Origin of the sequence: Streptomyces sp. NPDC057950 (assembly GCF_042887295.1) — a bacterium.
Classification (GTDB): domain Bacteria; phylum Actinomycetota; class Actinomycetes; order Streptomycetales; family Streptomycetaceae; genus Streptomyces; species Streptomyces kaempferi.
In genome coordinates this window covers 52,603-72,461 of sequence record NZ_JBHVPP010000005.1, presented here as the reverse complement: position 1 = coordinate 72,461, position 19,859 = coordinate 52,603, and the positions used below count along the sequence as shown (strand labels likewise).

At 72.6% G+C, this 19,859-nt stretch carries 16 protein-coding genes; 10 read left to right on the top strand and 6 right to left on the bottom strand.

The window, feature by feature from the left end; genetic code table 11:
* Positions 1 to 19: 19 nt before the first annotated feature.
* Both ACFVTC_RS11045 and ACFVTC_RS11040 read right to left on the bottom strand, forming a co-directional pair.
* Positions 20 to 559 (bottom strand): sigma-70 family RNA polymerase sigma factor, encoded by a 540-nt coding sequence (locus ACFVTC_RS11045; protein ID WP_168531333.1) that lies wholly within the window; start codon positions 557 to 559, stop codon positions 20 to 22.
* Positions 560 to 842: 283 nt separating this feature from the next.
* Complete coding sequence (locus ACFVTC_RS11040; RefSeq protein WP_168531334.1) at positions 843 to 1,307, bottom strand: universal stress protein; 465 nt, start codon at positions 1,305 to 1,307, stop codon at positions 843 to 845.
* A gap of 377 nt (positions 1,308 to 1,684) precedes the next feature.
* Between ACFVTC_RS11040 and lysX the strand changes: the two genes are divergently transcribed.
* Entirely contained in the window at positions 1,685 to 4,963 is a 3,279-nt protein-coding gene (gene lysX, locus ACFVTC_RS11035; RefSeq protein ID WP_390126279.1) for a bifunctional lysylphosphatidylglycerol synthetase/lysine--tRNA ligase LysX, read from the top strand.
* 88 nt (positions 4,964 to 5,051) lie between these two features.
* Positions 5,052 to 5,900, top strand: a complete 849-nt coding sequence (locus tag ACFVTC_RS11030) for a polysaccharide deacetylase family protein (protein ID WP_390126278.1) — start codon at positions 5,052 to 5,054, stop codon at positions 5,898 to 5,900.
* Positions 5,901 to 6,048: 148 nt separating this feature from the next.
* On the opposite strand, the gene ACFVTC_RS11025 is transcribed toward ACFVTC_RS11030, so the two are convergent.
* Positions 6,049 to 6,714, bottom strand: coding sequence for a class F sortase (locus ACFVTC_RS11025; RefSeq protein ID WP_390126277.1), 666 nt, complete (start codon positions 6,712 to 6,714; stop codon positions 6,049 to 6,051).
* A gap of 331 nt (positions 6,715 to 7,045) precedes the next feature.
* On the opposite strand from ACFVTC_RS11025, the gene ACFVTC_RS11020 reads away from it, so the two are divergent.
* Entirely contained in the window at positions 7,046 to 7,708 is a 663-nt protein-coding gene (locus tag ACFVTC_RS11020; protein WP_390126276.1) for a hypothetical protein, read from the top strand.
* A 148-nt stretch (positions 7,709 to 7,856) separates the two neighbouring features.
* On the opposite strand, the gene ACFVTC_RS11015 is transcribed toward ACFVTC_RS11020, so the two are convergent.
* Both ACFVTC_RS11015 and ACFVTC_RS11010 read right to left on the bottom strand, forming a co-directional pair.
* On the bottom strand, positions 7,857 to 8,621 hold the full coding sequence (locus ACFVTC_RS11015; protein ID WP_168531337.1) for a DUF4239 domain-containing protein: 765 nt from the start codon (positions 8,619 to 8,621) through the stop codon (positions 7,857 to 7,859).
* 15 nt (positions 8,622 to 8,636) lie between these two features.
* Positions 8,637 to 8,765 (bottom strand): hypothetical protein, encoded by a 129-nt coding sequence (locus ACFVTC_RS11010; RefSeq protein WP_390126275.1) that lies wholly within the window; start codon positions 8,763 to 8,765, stop codon positions 8,637 to 8,639.
* Positions 8,766 to 8,905: 140 nt separating this feature from the next.
* On the opposite strand from ACFVTC_RS11010, the gene ACFVTC_RS11005 reads away from it, so the two are divergent.
* From ACFVTC_RS11005 to ACFVTC_RS10975, 7 genes are all read left to right on the top strand, one after another.
* Positions 8,906 to 9,037: a hypothetical protein gene (locus ACFVTC_RS11005; RefSeq protein WP_390126273.1), complete on the top strand. Its 132-nt coding sequence runs from the start codon at positions 8,906 to 8,908 to the stop codon at positions 9,035 to 9,037.
* 494 nt (positions 9,038 to 9,531) lie between these two features.
* Positions 9,532 to 10,473 (top strand): SCO0930 family lipoprotein, encoded by a 942-nt coding sequence (locus tag ACFVTC_RS11000; protein WP_390126272.1) that lies wholly within the window; start codon positions 9,532 to 9,534, stop codon positions 10,471 to 10,473.
* 485 nt (positions 10,474 to 10,958) lie between these two features.
* Positions 10,959 to 11,771 carry an SAM-dependent methyltransferase gene (locus tag ACFVTC_RS10995; RefSeq protein ID WP_168531340.1) on the top strand — a complete coding sequence of 271 codons (813 nt, stop codon included), beginning with the start codon at positions 10,959 to 10,961 and terminating at the stop codon, positions 11,769 to 11,771.
* Positions 11,768 to 13,903 carry a putative bifunctional diguanylate cyclase/phosphodiesterase gene (locus ACFVTC_RS10990; RefSeq protein ID WP_390126271.1) on the top strand — a complete coding sequence of 712 codons (2,136 nt, stop codon included), beginning with the start codon at positions 11,768 to 11,770 and terminating at the stop codon, positions 13,901 to 13,903. The genes ACFVTC_RS10995 and ACFVTC_RS10990 overlap by 4 nt, the downstream gene beginning before the upstream one ends.
* Before the next feature lie 71 nt (positions 13,904 to 13,974).
* On the top strand, positions 13,975 to 16,701 hold the full coding sequence (locus ACFVTC_RS10985; protein ID WP_390126270.1) for an AAA family ATPase: 2,727 nt from the start codon (positions 13,975 to 13,977) through the stop codon (positions 16,699 to 16,701).
* A gap of 248 nt (positions 16,702 to 16,949) precedes the next feature.
* Positions 16,950 to 17,774, top strand: coding sequence for an alpha/beta hydrolase (locus tag ACFVTC_RS10980; RefSeq protein ID WP_390126269.1), 825 nt, complete (start codon positions 16,950 to 16,952; stop codon positions 17,772 to 17,774).
* A gap of 109 nt (positions 17,775 to 17,883) precedes the next feature.
* Positions 17,884 to 18,663, top strand: a complete 780-nt coding sequence (locus tag ACFVTC_RS10975; protein WP_390126267.1) for an oxidoreductase — start codon at positions 17,884 to 17,886, stop codon at positions 18,661 to 18,663.
* Positions 18,664 to 18,892: 229 nt separating this feature from the next.
* Here ACFVTC_RS10975 and ACFVTC_RS10970 read toward each other — a convergent pair whose 3' ends face one another.
* Positions 18,893 to 19,774 carry a LysR family transcriptional regulator gene (locus ACFVTC_RS10970; RefSeq protein ID WP_168531345.1) on the bottom strand — a complete coding sequence of 294 codons (882 nt, stop codon included), beginning with the start codon at positions 19,772 to 19,774 and terminating at the stop codon, positions 18,893 to 18,895.
* Positions 19,775 to 19,859 lie beyond the last annotated feature (85 nt).

Here is a 19,859-nt window from a genome sequence, read left to right as displayed (position 1 = left end):
CTTGACCCGGCGCTCGGTTTCACCGCAGGTCGGCCGCGTATCCCGGAAGGACCCGGCGCAGGGCCCGCAACGCGTAGTAGGCCCGCGACTTCACGGTACCGGGCGGAATTCCGAGCGCGGCGGCGGCCTCCGCCACACTCGCCCCCTGGAAGTACACCTGCACCAGGACTTCACGGTGCTCGGGAGTGAGAGTCTTCACAGCCTCCCGCACATCGAGCGTCGCCGCCGACCTTTCGGCGTGATCCGCGCACACCCGGGCGTTGTCCAGCACCGCGTCACCCACCTCGGGGGGCCGCGCCTGACGGGCCCGCCGCGCGTCGATCGCGAGCCGTCGTCCCACGGTGAGCAGCCAGGGGCGTACGGAGGCGAAGTCGTCGGCGCGCAACGCCTCGGGATGCTGCCAGGCCCGTACGAACGTCTCCTGCAGCAGATCCTCGGCGCGCTGCCGGTCGCCGTCGGACAGGCGCAGCAGCAAGGCGAAGAGGGGCCGTCCGTGCTCGCGCTGCAGCGCGGCCAGCTCGTGCTCGGCGGTCGTCTTGGTGGTGGTTCCGGCCGTCATGGCCTGTATGCCAGCGGCTGGCGCGCCGCTCGGACAGGGGCGGGGCACGGGTCTGCGGTGGGCGGTCGATGCAGTCGGTGAACGGCACGGTGAACGGTTCAGCGGGCCCCGGACGGTCGCGCGCCCCTCCCGTCGACGGGCGCGCCGGCGGGGGACGGACGGGCCCCGGCCTCGGGGTTCCTCGGCTCCCGGGCGCCCTCCGGTCGAAGGGCACCGCCTCCGGATGAGGGCGACGACCGGTGAAGGCCGGTGAGGGCCGGTGAGGGGCACACGGCCCCGGCCGCTACGGGACGACCGTGACCGGCCAGCGCCCCGCCTTCACCAGCCGGATCGCCACCGAACCGACGATGCGGTGCCCCGCCTGCTCGGAGGCGCCGACCACCACGGCGTCCGCCGTGAGTTCGTCCGCCGCCTTCACCAGGCCGTTGTACGGGTCGCCGCGGAAGGTGTGGAACTCCCAGCGCACCGCGTATATGCCCTTGAGCCGTCCGGCGGCCTCGCGGATCTGCGCGATGAGGTCCTCCGCGATCCGGTCCGTCGTCTCCGCGACCGGCGCCCCGAAGGCCGCTCCCGCGGCCATGACCGGCTGGATGTAGACGACGGCGAGCAGCGCGTTCTGCCGCCTGGCCAGGCCGCTCGCGTACGCCGCGGCGCGCAGCGAGGAGTCGGAGCCGTCCACGCCGACGACGATGACCTTGGGTCCGTCCGTGCCGCGCTCGAACTGGTGCGAGGGTTGCTGTTCCGCCACACAGCCGAGGCTATCGGTAGCCGCAGGTCCGGGAGGCGCGTGGGGCGTGTGGATACCAGGGGGACGGCGTGTCGGCCGTGCCTGCGCAAGGGGACGGTGTGCCGCCGGTGCCGAACCGACGGCCGGACGACACCCGGTCCGGTCCGGCGTACCGGGTGATCACCGGACGAAGCACCCGGGCCGGCGCACGGGAGTGTCCTCCGGACGACTCGCGGGGGCGTACGCCTGAGGTCGCTCCGGCGCGCGACCGGACGCGCGCCACCGGGCACCACAGGCACCAACGGGCGTACGCCAGGGGTGGCGCCCGCGCGCGGCGCACTGCCGGGCACCGGATCGCTCGACGGGCGGCGCCGCCCGGCTCTTCCTAGAGTCGGACCATGAGTGCCACCGTCGAGGCCCGCGGACCCAAGGGCGCCAAAGGCCCCGTACGGCCGTGCCGGGACGGGTTCCTCAGCAAGGTGCCCGAGGGCTACGGCGCCTTCTTCGGCGCCCTCTGCGCGCTCTGCGTCGTGCTGGCCTTCATCGAGCCCCTGCGCCGCCTGCTGCGCCCCGTGGTGGACTTCCTCGACCGGCTGATCGTCCCGGTCAGCGCGAACCTCGCCTACGCGGCCTTCCTCTTCCTGCTCGCCGCCGCGACCGCCGCCCGCAAGAAGGTCGCCTGGTGGCTCGTCGTCGTCTACCTCGGCCTGTTGGTCCTGTCCGACGTCGTCGGCCTCTCGATGGGCCTGTACGCCGAGTCGCTGCCGTCCTTCGTCGTCTGCGGAACCGCCCTGGTGCTCCTGGTGGTGGCGCGCCGCGAGTTCTACGCCGACTCCCGGCGCGGCGCCGTGTGGCGGGCCCTGGCCGTCCTGGTCGCCGGGCTGGTGGTGGCGATCCTGCTCGGCTGGGGCCTGGTCGAGCTGTTCCCCGGCACCTTGCCGCGCGGCGACCGGCTGACGTGGGCGGCCGGCCGGGTGTGCGGCGGACTCGTCTCCGCCGACTCGTTCGGCGGACGCCCACCCCACCAGGTCTACTTCTTCCTCGGCCTCTTCGGCGCCGTCGCCCTGCTCAACGCCGCCACCACGCTCTTCCGCTCCCAACGGCTGGAGGCGGCCCTGCACGGCGACGAGGAGGCCCGCATCCGCTCGCTGCTGCGGGCCTACGGCGCCGACGACTCCCTCGGCTACTTCGCCACCCGCCGGGACAAGGCCGTCGTCTTCTCACCCAGCGGCAAGGCCGCCGTCACCTACCGCGTCGAGGCCGGGGTCTGCCTCGCCAGCGGCGATCCGGTCGGCGACCGCGAGGCATGGCCGCACGCCATCGCCGCCTGGCTGGACCTGGCCCGCCGCTACGCCTGGGTGCCCGCCGTCATGGGCGCCTCCGAGGACGGCGCCAAGACCTTCGTGCGGGCCGGCCTCGGAGCACTCGAACTCGGTGACGAGGCGATCCTGCACGTCGCCGACTTCGACCTCGACGGCCGCGACATGCGCGTCACCCGTCAGGCCGTCAACCGTGTGCGCCGCACCGGGGCCACCTGCCGCGTACGGCGCCACTCCACCCTCACCGACGAGGAGATGGAGGAAGTCGTCGACCGGGCCGACGCCTGGCGCGACACCGAGACGGAGCGGGGCTTCTCCATGGCCCTGGACCGGCTCGGCGACCCCGCGGACGGAGACTGCCTCCTCGTGGAGGCGATGGACGCCGACGGCAGGCTCCTGGCGCTGCTCTCCTTCGTGCCCTGGGGCGACGACGGCATCTCGCTCGACCTGATGCGCCGTGACCGCGAAGCCCCCAACGGCGTCATGGAGTACATGGTCGCCGAGATGTGCGCGGTGGCCGGGAAGTTCGGCGTACGCCGTGTCTCCCTCAACTTCGCGGTGTTCCGGTCGGTCTTCGAGGAGGGCGCCCGGATCGGCGCCGGACCGGTGCTGCGGCTCTGGCGCAAGCTGCTGCTGTTCTTCTCCCGGTGGTGGCAACTGGAAGCCCTGTACCGGTCCAACGCCAAGTACCACCCCGAGTGGTACCCCCGCTTCCTCTGCTACGGAGACGCGGGCTCCCTCGCCCGTATCGGCATGGCGTCCGGCATCGCCGAGGGCTTCGTCTCCGTGCCTTCGCTGCGCAAACTGTGGGGCAAGGGACGCACCAAGGCCCGGACCGCACCCGTACTCCCCGAGGGCCCGCCCGCACCGGCGGCTCCCGGCCCCCGCGGAGAGGGGCCGGCCGGGGTCCCCGATCCGACAGCGGGCCTGCCCGAGCAGGTCCGCGTCCGGCACCGCACGCTCGAACGGCTCCGCGCCGCGGGCACCGATCCGTACCCGGTGGGCGTCACGGCGCGCACCCACACGCTCGCCGAGGTGCGCGCGGGACAGCGGGTGACCGTCGCCGGACGGGTCGTCCTCGTACGTGACTTCGGCGGCCTGGTCTTCGCCGTACTGCGCGACTGGTCCGGCGACCTGCAGATCGCCCTCACCCGCTCCCGGTCGGGCCCCGCCCTCGACCGGTTCCGCACGGACGTCGACATCGGCGACCACCTCACCGCCGACGGCGTCTCCGGTGCCAGCGACAGCGGAGCTCTCACCGTCTTCGTGACGGACTGGCAGCTCACCGGCAAGTGCCTGCGCCCGCTGCCCGACAAACACCGGGGCCTGACCGATCCCGAGGCGAAGGTACGCCGCCGCCATGTCGACCTGATGTCGAGCCCCGAGGCGCGTCAGGTCGTCCGGGTCCGCTCCACCGCCGTTCAGGCGCTGCGCCAGGGGCTGTTGGACCGCGGCTACCTGGAGGTCGAGACGCCGATGCTCCAGCAGATCCACGGCGGCGCCAACGCCCGCCCCTTCACGACCCACATCAACGCCTACGACCTGGACCTCTATCTGCGCATCGCCCCCGAGCTGTACCTCAAGCGGCTGTGCGTCGGCGGCCTGGAGAAGGTCTTCGAGATGGGCCGCACCTTCCGCAACGAGGGCGTCTCCCACAAGCACAACCCCGAGTTCACCATGCTGGAGGCATATCAGGCGTTCGCCGACTACGACGTCATGCTCGACCTGGCCCGCGAACTGATCCAGGGCGCGGCGACCGCCGCCTTCGGGGCACCCGTCGCGCGCAGGGACGGCACCGAGTACGACATCTCCGGCCCGTGGCCCGTCAAGACGGTGTACGGCGCCCTCTCCGAGGCATTGGAGGAGGAGGTCGACGCCGACACCCCGACGGAGGTGCTGCACGGGCTGTGCGACCGCGCGGGCGTGCCGTACCGGACGGACGACGGCCGCGGCGACGTCGTGCTGGAGATGTACGAGCGCCTGGTGGAGGCGGAGACCCGACTGCCCACGTTCTACAGGGACTTCCCGACCGACGTCTCGCCGCTCACCCGGCAGCACCGCACCGACCCGCGCCTCGCCGAACGTTGGGACCTGGTCGCCTTCGGCACCGAACTGGGCACCGCTTACTCCGAGTTGACCGATCCGGTGGAGCAGCGCCGACGGCTGACCGCGCAGTCGCTGCTGGCGGCCGGGGGAGATCCCGAGGCGATGGAGCTCGACGAGGACTTCCTCGACGCGCTCGAATACGCCATGCCGCCCACCGGCGGGCTCGGCATCGGCGTCGACCGGACGGTCATGTTCCTCACCGGTCTGACGATCCGTGAGACGCTGCCCTTCCCCCTGGTGCGTCGTCGCTGATCGCTCAACTGGTCCCATCGGGTGTTTTCCCGGGACCGCACCGGTGTTTCTCAGCCGCGCCGCCCGTCCGTTGCGCGACTGATGGGGCATGGAAAAGGACCAGTTGCTCACGCGACGCCGGGCATTGATCGCCGGCGCCGCCGTCCTGGGGGCGGCGGGGGCGGCGGGGGCGACGGGCACGCCCCGCGCCCTCACCGCCGAACCGGCCGGGAGCCCGGCGGCCGCCGGCCCGCAGGCCCGGCCGGCCCGGCCGGCCCTCAAGCCTTCCGCCTTCCGCCTGCTGCCCATGACCAAAGACGGCCCGCCGAGCAGCAGACCCCTGCGTCCCCCCGTGCGGCGCGAGCCGCTCCTGCACGTGTCCGGGCGTGGCCGCACCATGGTGCTGACCTTCGACGACGGACCCGATCCGCGCTACACCCCGACCATCCTGAAGACCCTGCGCAAGTACGACGTGCGGGCGATGTTCTTCGTCTGCGGGGGGATGGCCGCGGCCAACAAGAACCTGCTGGCCGAGATGGCCGACGACGGGCACGTCGTCGGCAACCACACCTGGACGCACCCCTTGCTGACCGAGCTCCGGCGCCCGCAGATCCACTCCGAGATCGAGCGCACCTGCGACGTCATCGAGGACGCCTACGGTGAGCGGCCCCTGTGGTTCCGCGCGCCCTACGGTGCCTGGAACCGGGCGACCTTCCAGATCGGCGCCGACCTGGGCATGGAACCGGTGGCGTGGACGGTCGACTCCCGCGACTGGACCACCCCTGGCACCGGCGCCATCGTCCACCGGGTGGAGCACGGCGCCGCCCCGGGCGTCATCGTGCTTTCGCACGACGCGGGCGGCGACCGCTCCCAGTCCGTACGGGCGCTGCGCGACTACCTGCCCCAACTCCTGGACAGCGGCTACCACTTCACCGTGCCGCGACGACGCTACGCCTGAGACCGCGGGGGCCGTCCGGCGAGCCGGCCCGAGGCGGACGGGGGACCGCCGGCCGGCCTGTGCACCCCGTCCGATCCATTGACCCCGGGAGGGCCGAACGGCCCCCGCGCCGCGCCGGAGAGGCCCCGGAGGATTCCGGGCGACACGCTCAGCGGGCGCCCGCGAGACGGGCGAACACGACCACGTTGCCGTCGTAGCCGTGCTCCTCGGAGAAACCTCCTCCACAGGTGATGACGCGCAATTCCGGGGTGCCCTTGCTGCCGTACACGCGGTCACCGGGAAAGGCGCTCTTCTGGAACACCTGGATGTCGTAGATCTCGAATACCGCGGTCTTCCCGTCCTTGCGCAGGACCTCGACGCGGTTTCCCTTCTTGAGGGCCCCTAGTCCGTAGAAGACGGCGGGGCCCCGCGCGTTGTCCACATGGCCCACGACGACGGAGGTGCCCTTCTCGCCGGGCGACACCGCGCCGGTGAACCACCCCGCCAGATTCGGGTCGTCGGGGGGCGGCGCGCCGACCCAGCCGTCCGTGTCGAGACCGACCGGCACGACCGGTGCGTCGACCCGGATCGCCGGGATCCGTACCCGGTCCACCATGGAGTACGGCAAGGCGGCGGGCGCCTTCGCGTGGGCGCCCGCGGGGGTCCGGCCGTCGGCCGCCGCTGCAGCCGCCGCGGGCTGTGGCGGGCCCACGTCGAACTCGCCGGAGCCGTTGCGGATCAGTGCGAGTCCGGTCAGCAGAACAAGCGCCATCACGCCCCAGGGGACCCGCTTCCTCTGCCGCTCCTCCTCCTCCGGCCATGCGGACGAAGACATTCGCCAACCCCTCTCGACACGGCCGTCACCGCGTCCGTCGCGCATACGGGAAAGCTAAGTGGAGCATGCCCGGCGGCCTACGGGGCATGGGCGGATGGACGGGGGAGCACCACGGCGGTGCGCCATCCGAGTTGCCGAGTGCAGGATATTTCTGGCAGTTCGTGACCTGCGGCAATATCTGATTATGTGTAAGTCATTCGGCGTGTCTTCTCACCGGTACGGACCATTCTCGAAATGCGGCCCCGCGCGACACGACTGAGGGTCTGTCTGGGAGGCGCTTCTCGCCGATCGACCGGGGACGGGTCCCGGGGTGTCTTCCGCGGAGGATCACATGCGTACCATCCGTGCCCTGGCGGTCTCGGCCGCCGCGGTCGCCGCGCTGGGGTTCGCCGCCCCCGCGGCCATGGCCTGGAGCGAACCGGGCCACGGCGAACGGGGAGCCGGTGAACGCCTGGACGACAGCGGGCGAGTGTACGACGACACCGACCCCGGCGACTACGGAGCCTCCGGCGACGACTGGCGCCGGGACGACGAGAGTCCGGAGGACGGCTGGGGCCGGGGGAGCGGCGGGAGCCGGCGGGACGACGGTCCGAGGAACATCAGGGCCAGGCCCGGTGTCATCGTCCAGGGCGGCCCGCTGACGGTCGCGGTCGACGGCGACTCGTGCCGGGGGTACGGCAGTACGGTCTCGTCGCGGGCCTTCCGTACCACCCGGCTGCGACGCGCGGACGTCGGTACGGCCACCGCGCGGGTCTTCGTCGACCGGGGTGTGCGGCCGGGGTCCTACGACATCACGGCGCGCTGCGGCGACGGCCGGACCCTGACCCGGCCGGCCGCCTTCACCGTCGTCGGTGGTGTCCGGGGTGGTCTCGGGGGCGGCACCTCCACCGGAGCGACGCCCACCGACATCGCGATCGGCAGCGGACTGGTGGCCGCGGCCGTCCTCGGCGGCGCGCTCCTGTGGCTGCGCCGAAGGTCCGATCGGCGGATCTGAAAGGGACGCGCGGGCTGCGATCGCGATGACGCGGCGGGGAAGCCTCGCGGGCCGCGCGGGGGCCCCGACGCGCGCGGCCGGGGAACGGACACGGCGTGTCCCGTCCCCCGGCCGCACGGTCGCTATCGGGGTCTCCCGTGCGGTCCCGTCACCCCGGAAGGTGGGGGAACAGCGTCAGGAACGGTTCCGCCGAGGCCGCGATGCCCCGGCTGTAGGGCGCGTCGAAGTCCCAGATCAGGAAGAGCAGGAAGGCGATCAGGGCGGAGAAGAGCCCGGCCAGGATCAGTTCCCGCCTGGTGCGCCGGATCTGCAGTGCGAAGACCATCCCGATCGTGACGACGGCGCCGGTGATCAGCCCGAACCACACCACGCCCGGCATGGTCGCTCCGGTCGACTCCGCGCGTGAGTTGCGCGCGGTGTCGGCCGCGGTCACCTGGTCGACGAGCGGCTGATATGCCTGGGCCTCGAAGTCCGTCTTCGGCTGGTAGTCGGTGACGTCCGCGCGGATGCGGTCGAAGAGCCGCCCGCCCTCGGCGGTCACACGACCGTGGTCCGCCATGGTCTTCCACTCGGTCGTGACGACATGACCGACGTACGCCTTCACGTCGCCGCGGATGCGGTCCCTTACGTCCGCCGGGTAGACCCGGACCCGCTCCGAGATCTCGTGCAGGGCCTGAGCCTCGGTCTGTACATGATCCTGGGCGGCACTGCGGGCCTCCCAGACGCCGGCGATGGCCAGCCCCAGGACGATGGCATAGACCACGCCGATCATCATGGTCATGTACTCGATCACGTCCGGGGTCTCGGACGGATCCTCGTCCTCGGGGGCCCGCCGATTGCGCAGCAGCGCCACGACGAGGACCACGAGGCACGCGGCCGCCATCGCAAGGACGAGAACAAGCCAATCCGACAAAGTTGTCTCCAAGGGTCAGCGCGGACGCAGTGCCGCGACGGCGAGCACCGCGGGCACGGTGACGAGCAGGGTGAGCGAGACCAGGGACGGTCCGCGGCGGACCGCGTGCTTGTGCGCCGGTGCGCGGTACACCGGGTAGCTCACCGGGGTGGGCGACGGCTGGGGGCGGGCCTTGTGCGTCGGCCTGGGCGTGGGTGTCGGAGTGGGCGGCGGGGGTGGTGGAGGCGTGGGCCTCGGCGGCGGTGCCACGGCGACAGGCCGCGGGGCCGGCGGAGGCGGGGGCGGTGGCGTCGGCTTGGGCGGTGGCGGTGGCGGTGGCGGTGGCGGTGGTGGCGGCGGGGGTGGAGGTGGCGGTGGCGGAGGTGGTGGCGGCTTCGGGGTGGGCGTCGGCGTGGGAGCGGGGGGTGCCGGGCTGACGGTGCAGAGACCGTCGCCGGCGACCGCCACCGCGTCGATGCCGTCCGGGCCGACGGAGGCGTACGCGCAGGCGTCCGCGACCGCGGACGAGACCGGCGCACCGCCGAGGATCCAGGTCAGCGTCAGCAACGCCAGTACCCGTATGACGAGGGCGGACGGGGTCCGCTGTGGTGCATGCACGACCGAGATCATGAGGCGTGCCGTCCGCGCGCACGCCCGAGTGGCGGGGTATTGCCCCGAACGGAGGACTTGTGGACCGGGGCGGTTTGACGGTCGTGCGGGAGACGGAGGCCGGCCGGGCGCAGATGTGCGAGAAGAATGGAACGGGTGCGTGGTGGACATCCGTCCGAGGCTCCGGAGGCGGACGGTGTCACAGCGTTCCGAAAGTTTTTTGTGGGCCGGTTGAACACAACGGCCACCCCTGCCCGTACCTAGGGCCATGCGCGGCGCTGCAGGGCGCTGCAACCCTTATGCGAAAAGTGGGAGTTACCCAATGAAGACCTCCTGGCGGAGCGCCTCCCTCGTAGCGACAGCTGCGGCCGTGCTGGCGCTCACGACGGCGTGTGGTCAGGATTCGGGCACCCAGTCGACGGGCAGCCAGAACGTGGGCGCCGCCGCGGCTGCCAACGGATACGGACAGGTCAGCAGCACCGCGACCCCGAACGGCTACGGCGCCGACCAGCAGGGTGCGGCGGCCCAGGCAGAGTCCGCCGGGCAGCTCGCCGTCGCGGAGAGCACGACGCTGGGCAAGGTGCTGACGGACAGCGCCGGATTCACTCTGTACCGCTTCGAGAAGGACACCGCCGAGCCGCCGAAGTCGAACTGTGACGGCGACTGCGCGAAGGCGTGGCCCGCCGTTCCCGCGGACGGTGCCACGGCCGCCACCGGAGTGGACAAGGCCCTGCTCGGTGAGGTCACCCGCACGGACGGCACCAAGCAGCTGACCATCGGCGGCTGGCCGATGTACCGCTACGCCAAGGACACGAAGGCCGGCGACACCAACGGCCAGGGTGTCGGCGGCATTTGGTACGCCTCCGCCCCCGACGGCAAGAAGGCCACGCTGGCCGCCCTGCCTGGCCTGTCGACCCGCAAGGACCCCAAGCTCGGTGAGATCGTCGTCGACAAGAACGGCATGACGGTCTACCGCTTCATGAAGGACCAGGCCTGGCCGGTCTCGAAGTCCGCCTGTGTCGGCGCCTGCCTGGAGAAGTGGCCCGTCGTCGCGCCGGTCAAGGCCGCCGACACCAAGGGCGTCCAGAAGAAGGGCCTGATGGGCTTCACCCGCCCGGACGGCGCCAAGCAGATGACCGTCAACTGCTGGCCCATCTACACCTTCTCCGGTGACACGAAGGCCGGGGACACCAACGGTCAGGGCGTGGGCGGCACGTGGTACGCCGTCGCCCCCGACGGAAAGCCGGTCGGCGCGGCGAAGTAGAGGATCACCTCCCCAGGGTTGGTCGTCTCGTCCGCAGAGCAACGGAACGCGGAAGGGAGAGTGGATCGGAACTGGCAAGAGTGCCGGACGAACAGAACATCGCGCGCGACCCCGGTCCGCCCCCTCCGCACCGCACGGAGGGGGCGGACCGTTCGGCGTGTGCGCCCACACCGGACGCGGCACCGGGACCGGGACGGGAACGGGAGCCGGAGAATTTTCCACACCGGGGATACCGGCCACCCCGGACGGCATGACGACGCTTCGTGACTCCCGGGAACTTTTTGGAATGCTTCGCATCGATTTCGCGGTGACACTCGACGGCGTGTCCGAAGGCCCCGCGCGGCGGCCGATTCGGCACATGCCGAAGGCAGTGCCGGTGAACGGACGGTCAATTTCCGTTTTGACTCGCCGGTTTGGCGGACGATCAGTAGCCTCAGCTCGAACACCGGATCGCCTACGCCGTCGACTACGCCTTGGAGAGATAGATGGAGCGTCCCGCCTGGGCCCCACGCAGCATTGACATCTCGGTGCCGAGCGTGTCCCGCATCTATGACTACTACCTCGGCGGTTCGCACAACTTCGAGGTCGACCGGGAAGCCGCTCGCAAGGCGATGGAGTTCCTGCCCGGACTGCCCAAGATCATGCAGGCGAACAGGGCGTTCATGCGTCGGGCCGTGCGTTTCGCGGCGGACGAGGGCATCTCGCAGTTCCTCGACATCGGCTCCGGCATCCCGACCTTCGGCAACGTCCACGAGGTCGCGCGGGCGGCCCGCCCCGGAGCCCACGTCGTGTACGTCGACCACGACCCGGTCGCCGTCGCGCACAGCCAGGCCGTCCTGCGGGACGTCGACGACACGGACGTGGTCGCGGCCGATCTGCTCAAGCCCCAGGAGATCCTGGCGAGCGCCGAGGTGCAGCGGCTGATCGACCTGAACCGGCCGGTCGCCCTGTTGCTCGTTGCCATACTTCACTTCGTGGAGGACGCGGACGACCCGTACGCTGCGGTGGCCGAACTGCGCGACGCGCTCGCGCCCGGCAGCTTGCTCGTCGTCACGCACGCCTCCTACGAGGGAATTCCGCTCCCGCCCGAGCGGACCGAGGGTGCGGTCGACGTGTACAAGGACATTCGCAACCCGCTGATCATGCGCTCGCGCGAGGAGATCGCGCGGTTCTTCGAGGGGTACGACATGGTGGAACCCGGACTGGTGCCGATGCCGATCTGGCGGCCCGACACCGCGCCCGAGGACGAGGATCCCTATTCCTTCTCCGGGTTCGCGGGCGTGGGGCGCACGGCGTGACCGCGGAGCCGGACGGGCCGGAGGACAGACTCCGCCGGTTCGCGACGATCTGGAGCCGGGCGGTCTTCCCGGTCACCTCGACCTCGCTGACCCGGCCCGAGTTCGAGCAGCAACTCGTACCGCTGGCCCGGCGGTTGAGCGAGGCATTGCGAGCAAGGACCTTCCAGGCGACCGAAGGGCAGGCCGTCGGCGCCGCGATCGTCTCCGCGCACTGCACCGATCCGGAGGCACTGAGCCGCACCCTCGACTGCGTGGACGCCTACCTGGTGCTCTACTGCGGCGAGGACGGCCCCCAGGAAGCCCTGCGTACCCGCTCGGCGCGCCTGCAGCACGGCATGGCCGCCGGATTCGCGCGGGCGCTGCGGGAGCGGACGCTCAGCGAGCAAGAGGCCATCTACCAGGCCGCGTTGAACGCGCGCAGCACGGTGGCGGAGGCACTGCACGCCAGTGAGGCCCGCTTCCGCGCGGTGTTCGAGGGCGCGGCCATAGGGATCGCCATCGCCGACCTCGAGGGCAACATCCTCCAGGCCAACGGAGCCCTCCTGCGGATGTTCGGCGGCTCCGAGCAGACGATGCGCGGCCGTCGGGTCCCCGAATGGACGCACCCCGACGACGCGCCCCAAGTCTGGAAACTCTACGAGGAGTTGGTCAACGGCGATCGCGAGCACTACCACGTCGAAAAGGCCTTCTACCGGCCCGACGGTACGGCCTTGTGGACCAACCTGACGGTGTCCCTGCTGCGCGACGCGGACGGTGAACCGCAGTACCAGCTCGCCCTCATGGAGGACACCACCGAGCGCCGGCTGCTCAACCTGCGGCTGCGATACGAGGCCACGCACGACGCGCTCACCGGACTGCCCAACCGGACCCTGTTCTTCGAGCGCCTGGAGAAGGCGCTGTCCGCGGGCGACGACCAGCGGTTCGGCCTGTGCTACCTCGACCTCGACGGCTTCAAGACCATCAACGACAGCCTGGGGCACGCGGCCGGGGACCGGCTGCTCGTCGAGGTCGCCGACCGGCTGCAGTCCTGCGCGACCGCACCGGGCGAGATGGTCGCACGGCTCGGCGGCGACGAGTTCGTGGCCCTCACCACCGGCCCCGACACCGAGCGCGAGGTCGACGAACTCGCCGGGCGCATCATGAACGCCCTGGTCACCCCGATCAGCATCGACGGCCGCGAGTTGGCCGTACGCGGCAGCATCGGCGTCGTCGAGGGACCCGCGGGCGAACGCGGCCCGGCTGAGGTGCTGCGCAGCGCCGACATCACGATGTACCGCGCCAAGTCCGCGGGCGGCAACCGCTTCGAGCTCGCCGACCCCGAGTCCGACGCCCGCGCGATCACCCGGCACGGGCTCACCACGGCGCTCCCGGCGGCCCTCGACCGGGGCGAGTTCTTCATCGAGTACCAGCCGCTGGTGCACCTCGGCGACGGCAGCGTGCACGGCGCGGAGGCGCTGGTGCGCTGGCTGCATCCGCAGCACGGCGTGCTCGGACCCGACCAGTTCATCCCGCTCGCCGAGCACACCGGGCTGATCGTGCCGCTCGGCCGGTGGGTCCTGGAACAGTCGGTCCGGCAGGCCCGCCAGTGGCAGGAACGGCATGCCGGGCCCACCCCGTTGCGGATCAACGTCAACCTGTCGCCGTGCCAGCTGACCCATCCGGGTCTGGTCCAGGACACCGTGGACATCCTGGAGCGCGAGGGTCTCGACGCCCGCGCGCTGTGCCTGGAGGTCACCGAGTCCGCGCTGATCGGCGCCGACGACGACCTCCTCAAGCCGCTGCGCCGGCTCGCCGAGATGGGCGTCGACATCGCCCTCGACGACTTCGGCACCGGCTACTCGAACCTCGCCAACCTGCGCCGGCTGCCCGTGAGCATCCTCAAGCTGGACCGTTCGTTCACCCAGGGTATGCAGCAGTTCCCGGCGGATCCGGTCGACCTCAAGATCGTCGAGGGCATCGTCTCGCTCGCCCACAGCCTCGACCTCGCGGTCACGGTCGAGGGCGTCGAAACGGGCGCACAGGCCGAACAGCTGCGGATACTGGGCTGTGACACCGCCCAGGGCTGGTACTACGCCCGGCCGGGCCCGCCGGAGCGCCTGCACGAGCTGGCCCTCGTCGACGCCGCCGGCTGAGGGCCCGCACGACGGTGGTCTCCTGGGCAGGAGGCCACCGGGCGGCCGGGGGCACGAGCGAGAGGCAGGGCATGGCGGACGAGCAGCCGATCGTCGGCCGGGAGACGGAGCTCGCCGAGCTGTCCGCGCTGGCCGCGTCGCCCGAGGGGCGGGCCCTGCTGCTGCGGGGCGAGGCGGGCGTCGGCAAGAGCGTCCTGCTGGACGCGGCCGCGGCACGGTCCCTCGCCCTCGGACATCGGGTCGTCCGCACGGCCGGCGTGGAGGCGGAGTCGGAACTGCCGTTCGCGGGGCTGCACCAGATCCTGCATCCACTGCTCCCGAAGGCCGCCGGCCTCGACCGGGTCACCCGCGCGGCCTTCGACACCGTCTTCGGGCGTACGGCGGGCGAGGCGCCCTCGGTGATGGCGCTGGGCGTCGCCGTACTCGACCTGCTGGCGCTGGTGTCCGGCGACAGGCCGCTGCTGGTGGTCGTCGACGACGCCCACTGGTTCGACCCGCAGAGTGCCGAGGTGGGCCGGTTCATCGCCCGCCGGCTGTCCGCGCACGCGGTTCGGATGGCCATCGGGGTACGGGCGGACGTCGCCTCGGCGTGGGACGCGGCGGGTCTCCCCGAACTTGCGGTCCCGGCCCTCGACGTTCGCGCGGCCGCCCTGCTGCTCGACGCGCACGCCCCTGATCTCGCCGAGGGCGCCCGCCGCCAGGTCCTCGAACAGGCCCGGGGCAACCCGCTCGCCCTGCTGGAGCTGCCGCGCGCCCTGCGCGAGGGCACCGCCCACGGCACCGGGCCCCGTGAGCTGCCCCTGTCCCGGCGCCTCGAACAGCTCTACGGGGACCGGGTCAGGACGCTCGCCGCCGCCGAGCGCGCCGAGCTCCTGCGAGGCGCCCTCGACGGCACCGGCGCGGCGCCGGGACCGGCCGACCGGACCCGCTACCGGCTCAGCGAGGTCGAGGGCGCGCTGGCCGCCGGACTGCTCACCGTGGACGCCGCCACCGGCGACCCGGTCTTCCGGCACCCGCTGGTCCGCTCGGCGCTGTTGCAGTCCGCCACCCCGAACGAGCGGCGCGCCGCCCACACGGAGCTGGCCCGGCTGCACCACGCGGACGTCGAACGCCACGCCGCCCATCTCGCGGCCGCCACCGTCGACCCCGACGAGGCGGTCGCCGCCGTCCTGGAGCGGGCCGCCCGTTCCGCCACGGCACGGGGCGGGGCTGCGTCCGCCGTCGCGCTGCTGACCCGTGCCGCCGAACTGAGCCCCGGCTCCGCACCGCGCTCCCGCCGCCTCGGCGACGCGGCCTTCGTGGCGGCGCAGTCCGCGCTCCTCGACCAGGCGCAGGAGCTGCGGGAGGTCTCCGACCGGCTGGCCGGCGCCCACCAGTCGCCCACCGCGGTGATCACCTCGGCCTACGCGGCGCTCTACCGGGACGGCGACGTCCGGTCCGCGCACCGCCGGGTCGCCGCCGCGCTCGGGTCACTGCCCTCGGACGGCGACCCGGAGATCCGGACCCGGCTGCTCAACCTGCTGCTCGCCATCAGCCTGTTCGCCGCCGATCCGACCCTCTGGACGGTCACCGACGCCCTGGTGGACGCCGGCCCGGCCGCGTCGGCCACCTCGCTCTACCGTGACGCGTTCGGTGATCTCGCCCGGCGCGGGGCGGGCGCGCGCGAACAGGTCCAGGACGCGTTCGCCCGGCTCGGCGAGGAACAGCCGTGGGACGTCATGCGGCTCGGGGTCGCGGCGTACTACCTCGACGCGCTCGGCGACCAGCGTCTGCTGGTGCGCAGGGTCGCCGACCGGGAGGCGGACAGCGGGGCGGTCACCAACGCGATGACCTTGCTGCAACTGGTCATGCTCGACCAGATCAACAGCGGCGAATGGGACGCCGCGGAGCGCACCGGCAAGCGCGGCCTGGATCTCACCGCCACCCACGGCTACGCCCTGTTCGCGCACCAGTACCACGGCTTCCTCGGACTGATCGCCGCCTGGCGGGGCGACACCGAGGGCGCCGCGGCGGCGTTGAACCGCCTCGACCGGTGGGCCCGGCCGCGCGGTGTCGGCCACCTCACCCAGCTCGCCGAGGCCATCGGCGCCGCCGCGCACCTCACCGCCGGCGACTTCGAAGGGGCGTACGCCTATGCGGGCGGCCTCACCGCGCCCGGCACGTTCACGCCCTACTCGCAGCAGGCCCTGCGGACCCTGCTGGACCTGGTGGAGTCGGCCGTGCACACCGGCCGCACCGAACAGGCGCGCGAGCATGCCACGGCCGCCCGCGACCAGGGACTGCCCGCGATCTCGCCGCACCTCGGCTTTCTCACCGCCGCCGCCCTGGCGATGACCGAGGACGACACGCGGGCACGGGAGGCGTTCGAGCGGGCGGTGGCCCACCCGGCCGGGGCGGAGTTCCCCTTCGAGCTGGCCAGGGTGCGGCTCGCCCAGGGCATGTGGCTGCGCCGGGCCCGGGAGCGGGCGGCAGCCCGCACCTGTTTCGAACAGGCGGCCGAGATCTTCGACCGGCTCGGCGCGGCGCCCTGGGCCCGGCGGACCCGGGGCGAACTGCGCGCAGCCGGAGCCGCCACGGGCCGCGGCGCGCACGGCGCGGCCACGGCGCTCACCGCGCAGGAGCGGCAGATCGCCGAACTCGCCGCGAGCGGACTGAGCAACAAGGAGATCGGCGCGCGGCTCTTCCTCTCGCCGCGCACGGTCGGGGCACACCTCTACCGGGTGTTCCCGAAGCTCGGGATCTCCTCCCGGGCCTCGCTGCGGGATGCCCTGGCGGGGAACTCCGCAGAGGCTGAATGAGTCCCGGCCGGGACACTCGCCCCCGGGCTCCACAATCACTCACCGATCACGGCGACGCGTCGGCCGGTCACCGCGTTCGCCGGTCGGCCACCGCTTCGGCGGGCGACCGTGCCGGCCGGTCGGTGACCGCCGCGGTCGTCAGCCGGTCACCACAGTCATTCGACCGATGCGGCGCCCATGACCGCCGAGGGAGTCTGGATCCGTCGCTCCGCCCCCGGACGCGGCCCCGAGGAGTCCAGGAGATGGCCATGTCCGACTCGCGCACCCCCGTCGTTCTCATCCACGGCCTCTGGCTGCACGCCACCTCGTGGCAGCCCTGGGCCGACCTGGCCGAGGAGCACGGATACGCGCCGCTGGCCCCCGGCTGGCCCGGTGAGGCCGCCACGGTCGCCGAGGCCCGGCGTCACCCCGAGGCCGTCGCGGGACTCGGCATCGACGAGGTGACCGAGCACTACGTCGGGATCATCCGCGCCCTGGACCGTCCGCCGGTGCTCGTCGGGCACTCCTTCGGGGGCCTGATCGCGCAGAAGCTGCTCGGCGCGGGCCTGGGCCGAGCAGCGATCGCCATCGATCCCGCCCAGATCAGGGGCGTCAGGGTGCTGCCCCCGGCGCAGCTGCGCGCGGGCTTCCCCGTCCTGGGCAACCCCGCCAACCGGCGCCGCGCGGTCTCCCTGACCGCCGGGCAGTTCCGCTACGGCTTCGGCAACGCGCTGGAGCGGAGCGAGTCCGACGACCTCTACGAGCGCCTCACCATCCCCTCGCCGGGACGACCGCTGTTCCAGGCGGCGTTCGCCAACTTCGCGCGACGCTCCCCGGCGGCGGTGGCCACCGGCAACGCGGACCGCGGACCGCTGCTGCTGATCTCCGGCCAGGCCGACCACACCGTCCCGGACGTGGTGACCCGCTCGGCGTACAAGCTGTACGGCGACTCGTCGGCGGTCACCGAGCTCAAGCAGTTCCCCGACCGCGGCCACTCCCTGGTCGTCGACCACGGCTGGCGCACGGTGGCCGACCACGCCCTGCGGTGGCTGGCCTGCCGGGGGATCCCGGGCCGGGACACCTTCCACCTCTGACCACTCCGGGGCGGCCCACAGGCCGCCCCGGCACGAGAACCCCCGTCCCACACCCACAGCACGTCGGAAGCCCCTTGAACCGGGCGTCACAGCACAGGAGTTGAAGAGAATGAGCACGGAACTTCAGGGCCGCACCGCCATCGTCACCGGTGCCAGCAAGGGCATCGGGCTGGCCGTCGTGCAAGCGCTGGCCGGGGCCGGCGCGAGGGTCATCGCCGGTTCGCGTACCACGACGGAGGCGCTGGACACGCTGGTCAAGGAGGGCTCGGTCACCTGGGTGCCCGTCGATCTCGCCGAACCCGGGGCGGCGGAACAGCTGGTCGCGGCCGCCGGTGACCGGGTGGACATCCTCGTCAACAACGTCGGTGCCGCCCCCGCCCGCACCGGCGGCTTCCTCTCGGTCACCGATGAGGACTGGCGGCGCACCGTCGACCTGAACCTGCTGACCGCCGTACGGGTGACCCGGGCCGCCCTGCCGGTGATGCTGGCCGCCGGCCACGGCTCCGTGGTGACGGTCGCGTCGGTCAACGCCACCCTGCCCGACCCGTTGGTGATCGACTACAGCGCGGGCAAGGCGGCGCTGGTCGCCTTCTCCAAGGCGCTGTCGAAGGAGGTCGGCCCGAAGGGCGTCCGGGTCAACACCGTCAGCCCGGGTCCGGTGGAGACCGAGCTGTGGCTCGGCGGCGGGGGAGTGGCCGAGACCGTCTCGGCCGCCGCCGGGATCACGCCGGACGACGTGATCGCCCAGGTGTCCGGTGCCACCGTCACCGGCCGCTTCTCCCGGTCGTCCGAGGTCGCCGAAGTGGTGCTCTTCCTCGCCGGTGACCGCGCCCCCAACATCACGGGCAGCGACTTCGTGATCGACGGCGGCTTCATCCCCACGCGCTGACCCCGCGCCCCTGTCTCCACTGAGTAAGGCCCACGACGCCCTGACCCGCGGGTCAGGGCGCCCGGCCGTGGCGGTGGAGGCGACCGGCTCCGACGGCACGCACACAGCCACGGCCACCGCGACGCGCGGCGGGGCCCCTGGGCGGCGGTCCCAGCCACCTGGGCGGCGGCTCCGGCCACCTGGGTGGCGGCTCCGGCCGCCCCGGCGACGCACCCGCCGCCCGACGGGCTCAGCGTTCCAGCAGCATCCGCTGCAGTTCCCTGGCGGCCCGCGGCGGCGCCACGTCGCTGCGGTGCGCGAGCGCGATCGTCCGGTGCAGTCCGGGCGGGGCCAGCGGGGTGACCCGCAGGCCCCGCCCGGACCGCGTCGCGACCATGCGCGGGACGACGGCCAGGCCGAGACCCGAGCGGACGAATCCCAGTACGGCGTCCATCTCGCCGCCCTCCACCGCGAAGTCCGGCTCGAAGCCCTCGGCGCGGCAGGCGGCCACCGTCAGCTCCCGCAGGTCGTAGCCGTGCCGGAACATGACCATGCGGGCGCCCTCCAGGTCGGGGATCCGGACCGTACGGCCCCCGCCGGGCGCGGGTGACTCCGGCGAGGACACCACCACCAGATCCTCGCGCAGCAGCTCCACCGTGGTCAGCGCGGGCGAAGGAGTGGGCAGCGGGAGCACGACCAGGGCGAGGTCGAGGGCACCGCGGGCCAGCTCCCGGACGAGGTCGTGGGAGCCGCCCTCCTCGATCAGCAGCCGGATGCCGGGATAGCGGTCGTGGAAGGCGCGCAGCACGTCGGGCAGCAGACCGGTGCACACGCTCGGGGTGGCGCCCAGACGGACCCGCCCGCTGCGCAACTGCGCCAGCTCCTGCACCTCGTGCCGGGCCGTGTCCGCGTCGGCGAGGATGCGGCGGGCCAGCGGCAACAGTGCCTCGCCCGCGTCGGTCAGCGTGATGTTGCCGCGCGCCCGCAGGAAGAGGTCCGCCCCCAACTCCCTTTCCAGCGACCTGATCTGCTGGGAAAGGGACGGCTGGGCGACGTGGACCAGCTCGGCGGCCCGGGTGAAGTGCCGGGTCTCGGCGACCGCCACGAAGTACTGGAGCTGCTGGAACTGCACCCCACCACGATAGGCCACCCCTATCGAAACGAGCCACACCATGTCTTGGACCGATCGGCTCCTCACGGCCTAGCGTGCTGGGTCA

What these genes read in the sequence shown, in the direction of transcription:
- ACFVTC_RS11020 (WP_390126276.1), top strand. Translation starts at nt 7,046, where the DNA reads ATGCGTACCATCCGTGCCCTGGCGGTCTCGGCCGCCGCGGTCGCCGCG.
- lysX (WP_390126279.1), top strand. Translation starts at nt 1,685, where the DNA reads ATGAGTGCCACCGTCGAGGCCCGCGGACCCAAGGGCGCCAAAGGCCCC.
- ACFVTC_RS10975 (WP_390126267.1), top strand. Translation starts at nt 17,884, where the DNA reads ATGAGCACGGAACTTCAGGGCCGCACCGCCATCGTCACCGGTGCCAGC.
- ACFVTC_RS10980 (WP_390126269.1), top strand. Translation starts at nt 16,950, where the DNA reads ATGTCCGACTCGCGCACCCCCGTCGTTCTCATCCACGGCCTCTGGCTG.
- ACFVTC_RS11045 (WP_168531333.1), bottom strand. Translation starts at nt 559, where the DNA reads ATGACGGCCGGAACCACCACCAAGACGACCGCCGAGCACGAGCTGGCC.
- ACFVTC_RS11000 (WP_390126272.1), top strand. Translation starts at nt 9,532, where the DNA reads ATGAAGACCTCCTGGCGGAGCGCCTCCCTCGTAGCGACAGCTGCGGCC.
- ACFVTC_RS11030 (WP_390126278.1), top strand. Translation starts at nt 5,052, where the DNA reads ATGGAAAAGGACCAGTTGCTCACGCGACGCCGGGCATTGATCGCCGGC.
- ACFVTC_RS10995 (WP_168531340.1), top strand. Translation starts at nt 10,959, where the DNA reads ATGGAGCGTCCCGCCTGGGCCCCACGCAGCATTGACATCTCGGTGCCG.
- ACFVTC_RS11025 (WP_390126277.1), bottom strand. Translation starts at nt 6,714, where the DNA reads ATGTCTTCGTCCGCATGGCCGGAGGAGGAGGAGCGGCAGAGGAAGCGG.
- ACFVTC_RS10985 (WP_390126270.1), top strand. Translation starts at nt 13,975, where the DNA reads ATGGCGGACGAGCAGCCGATCGTCGGCCGGGAGACGGAGCTCGCCGAG.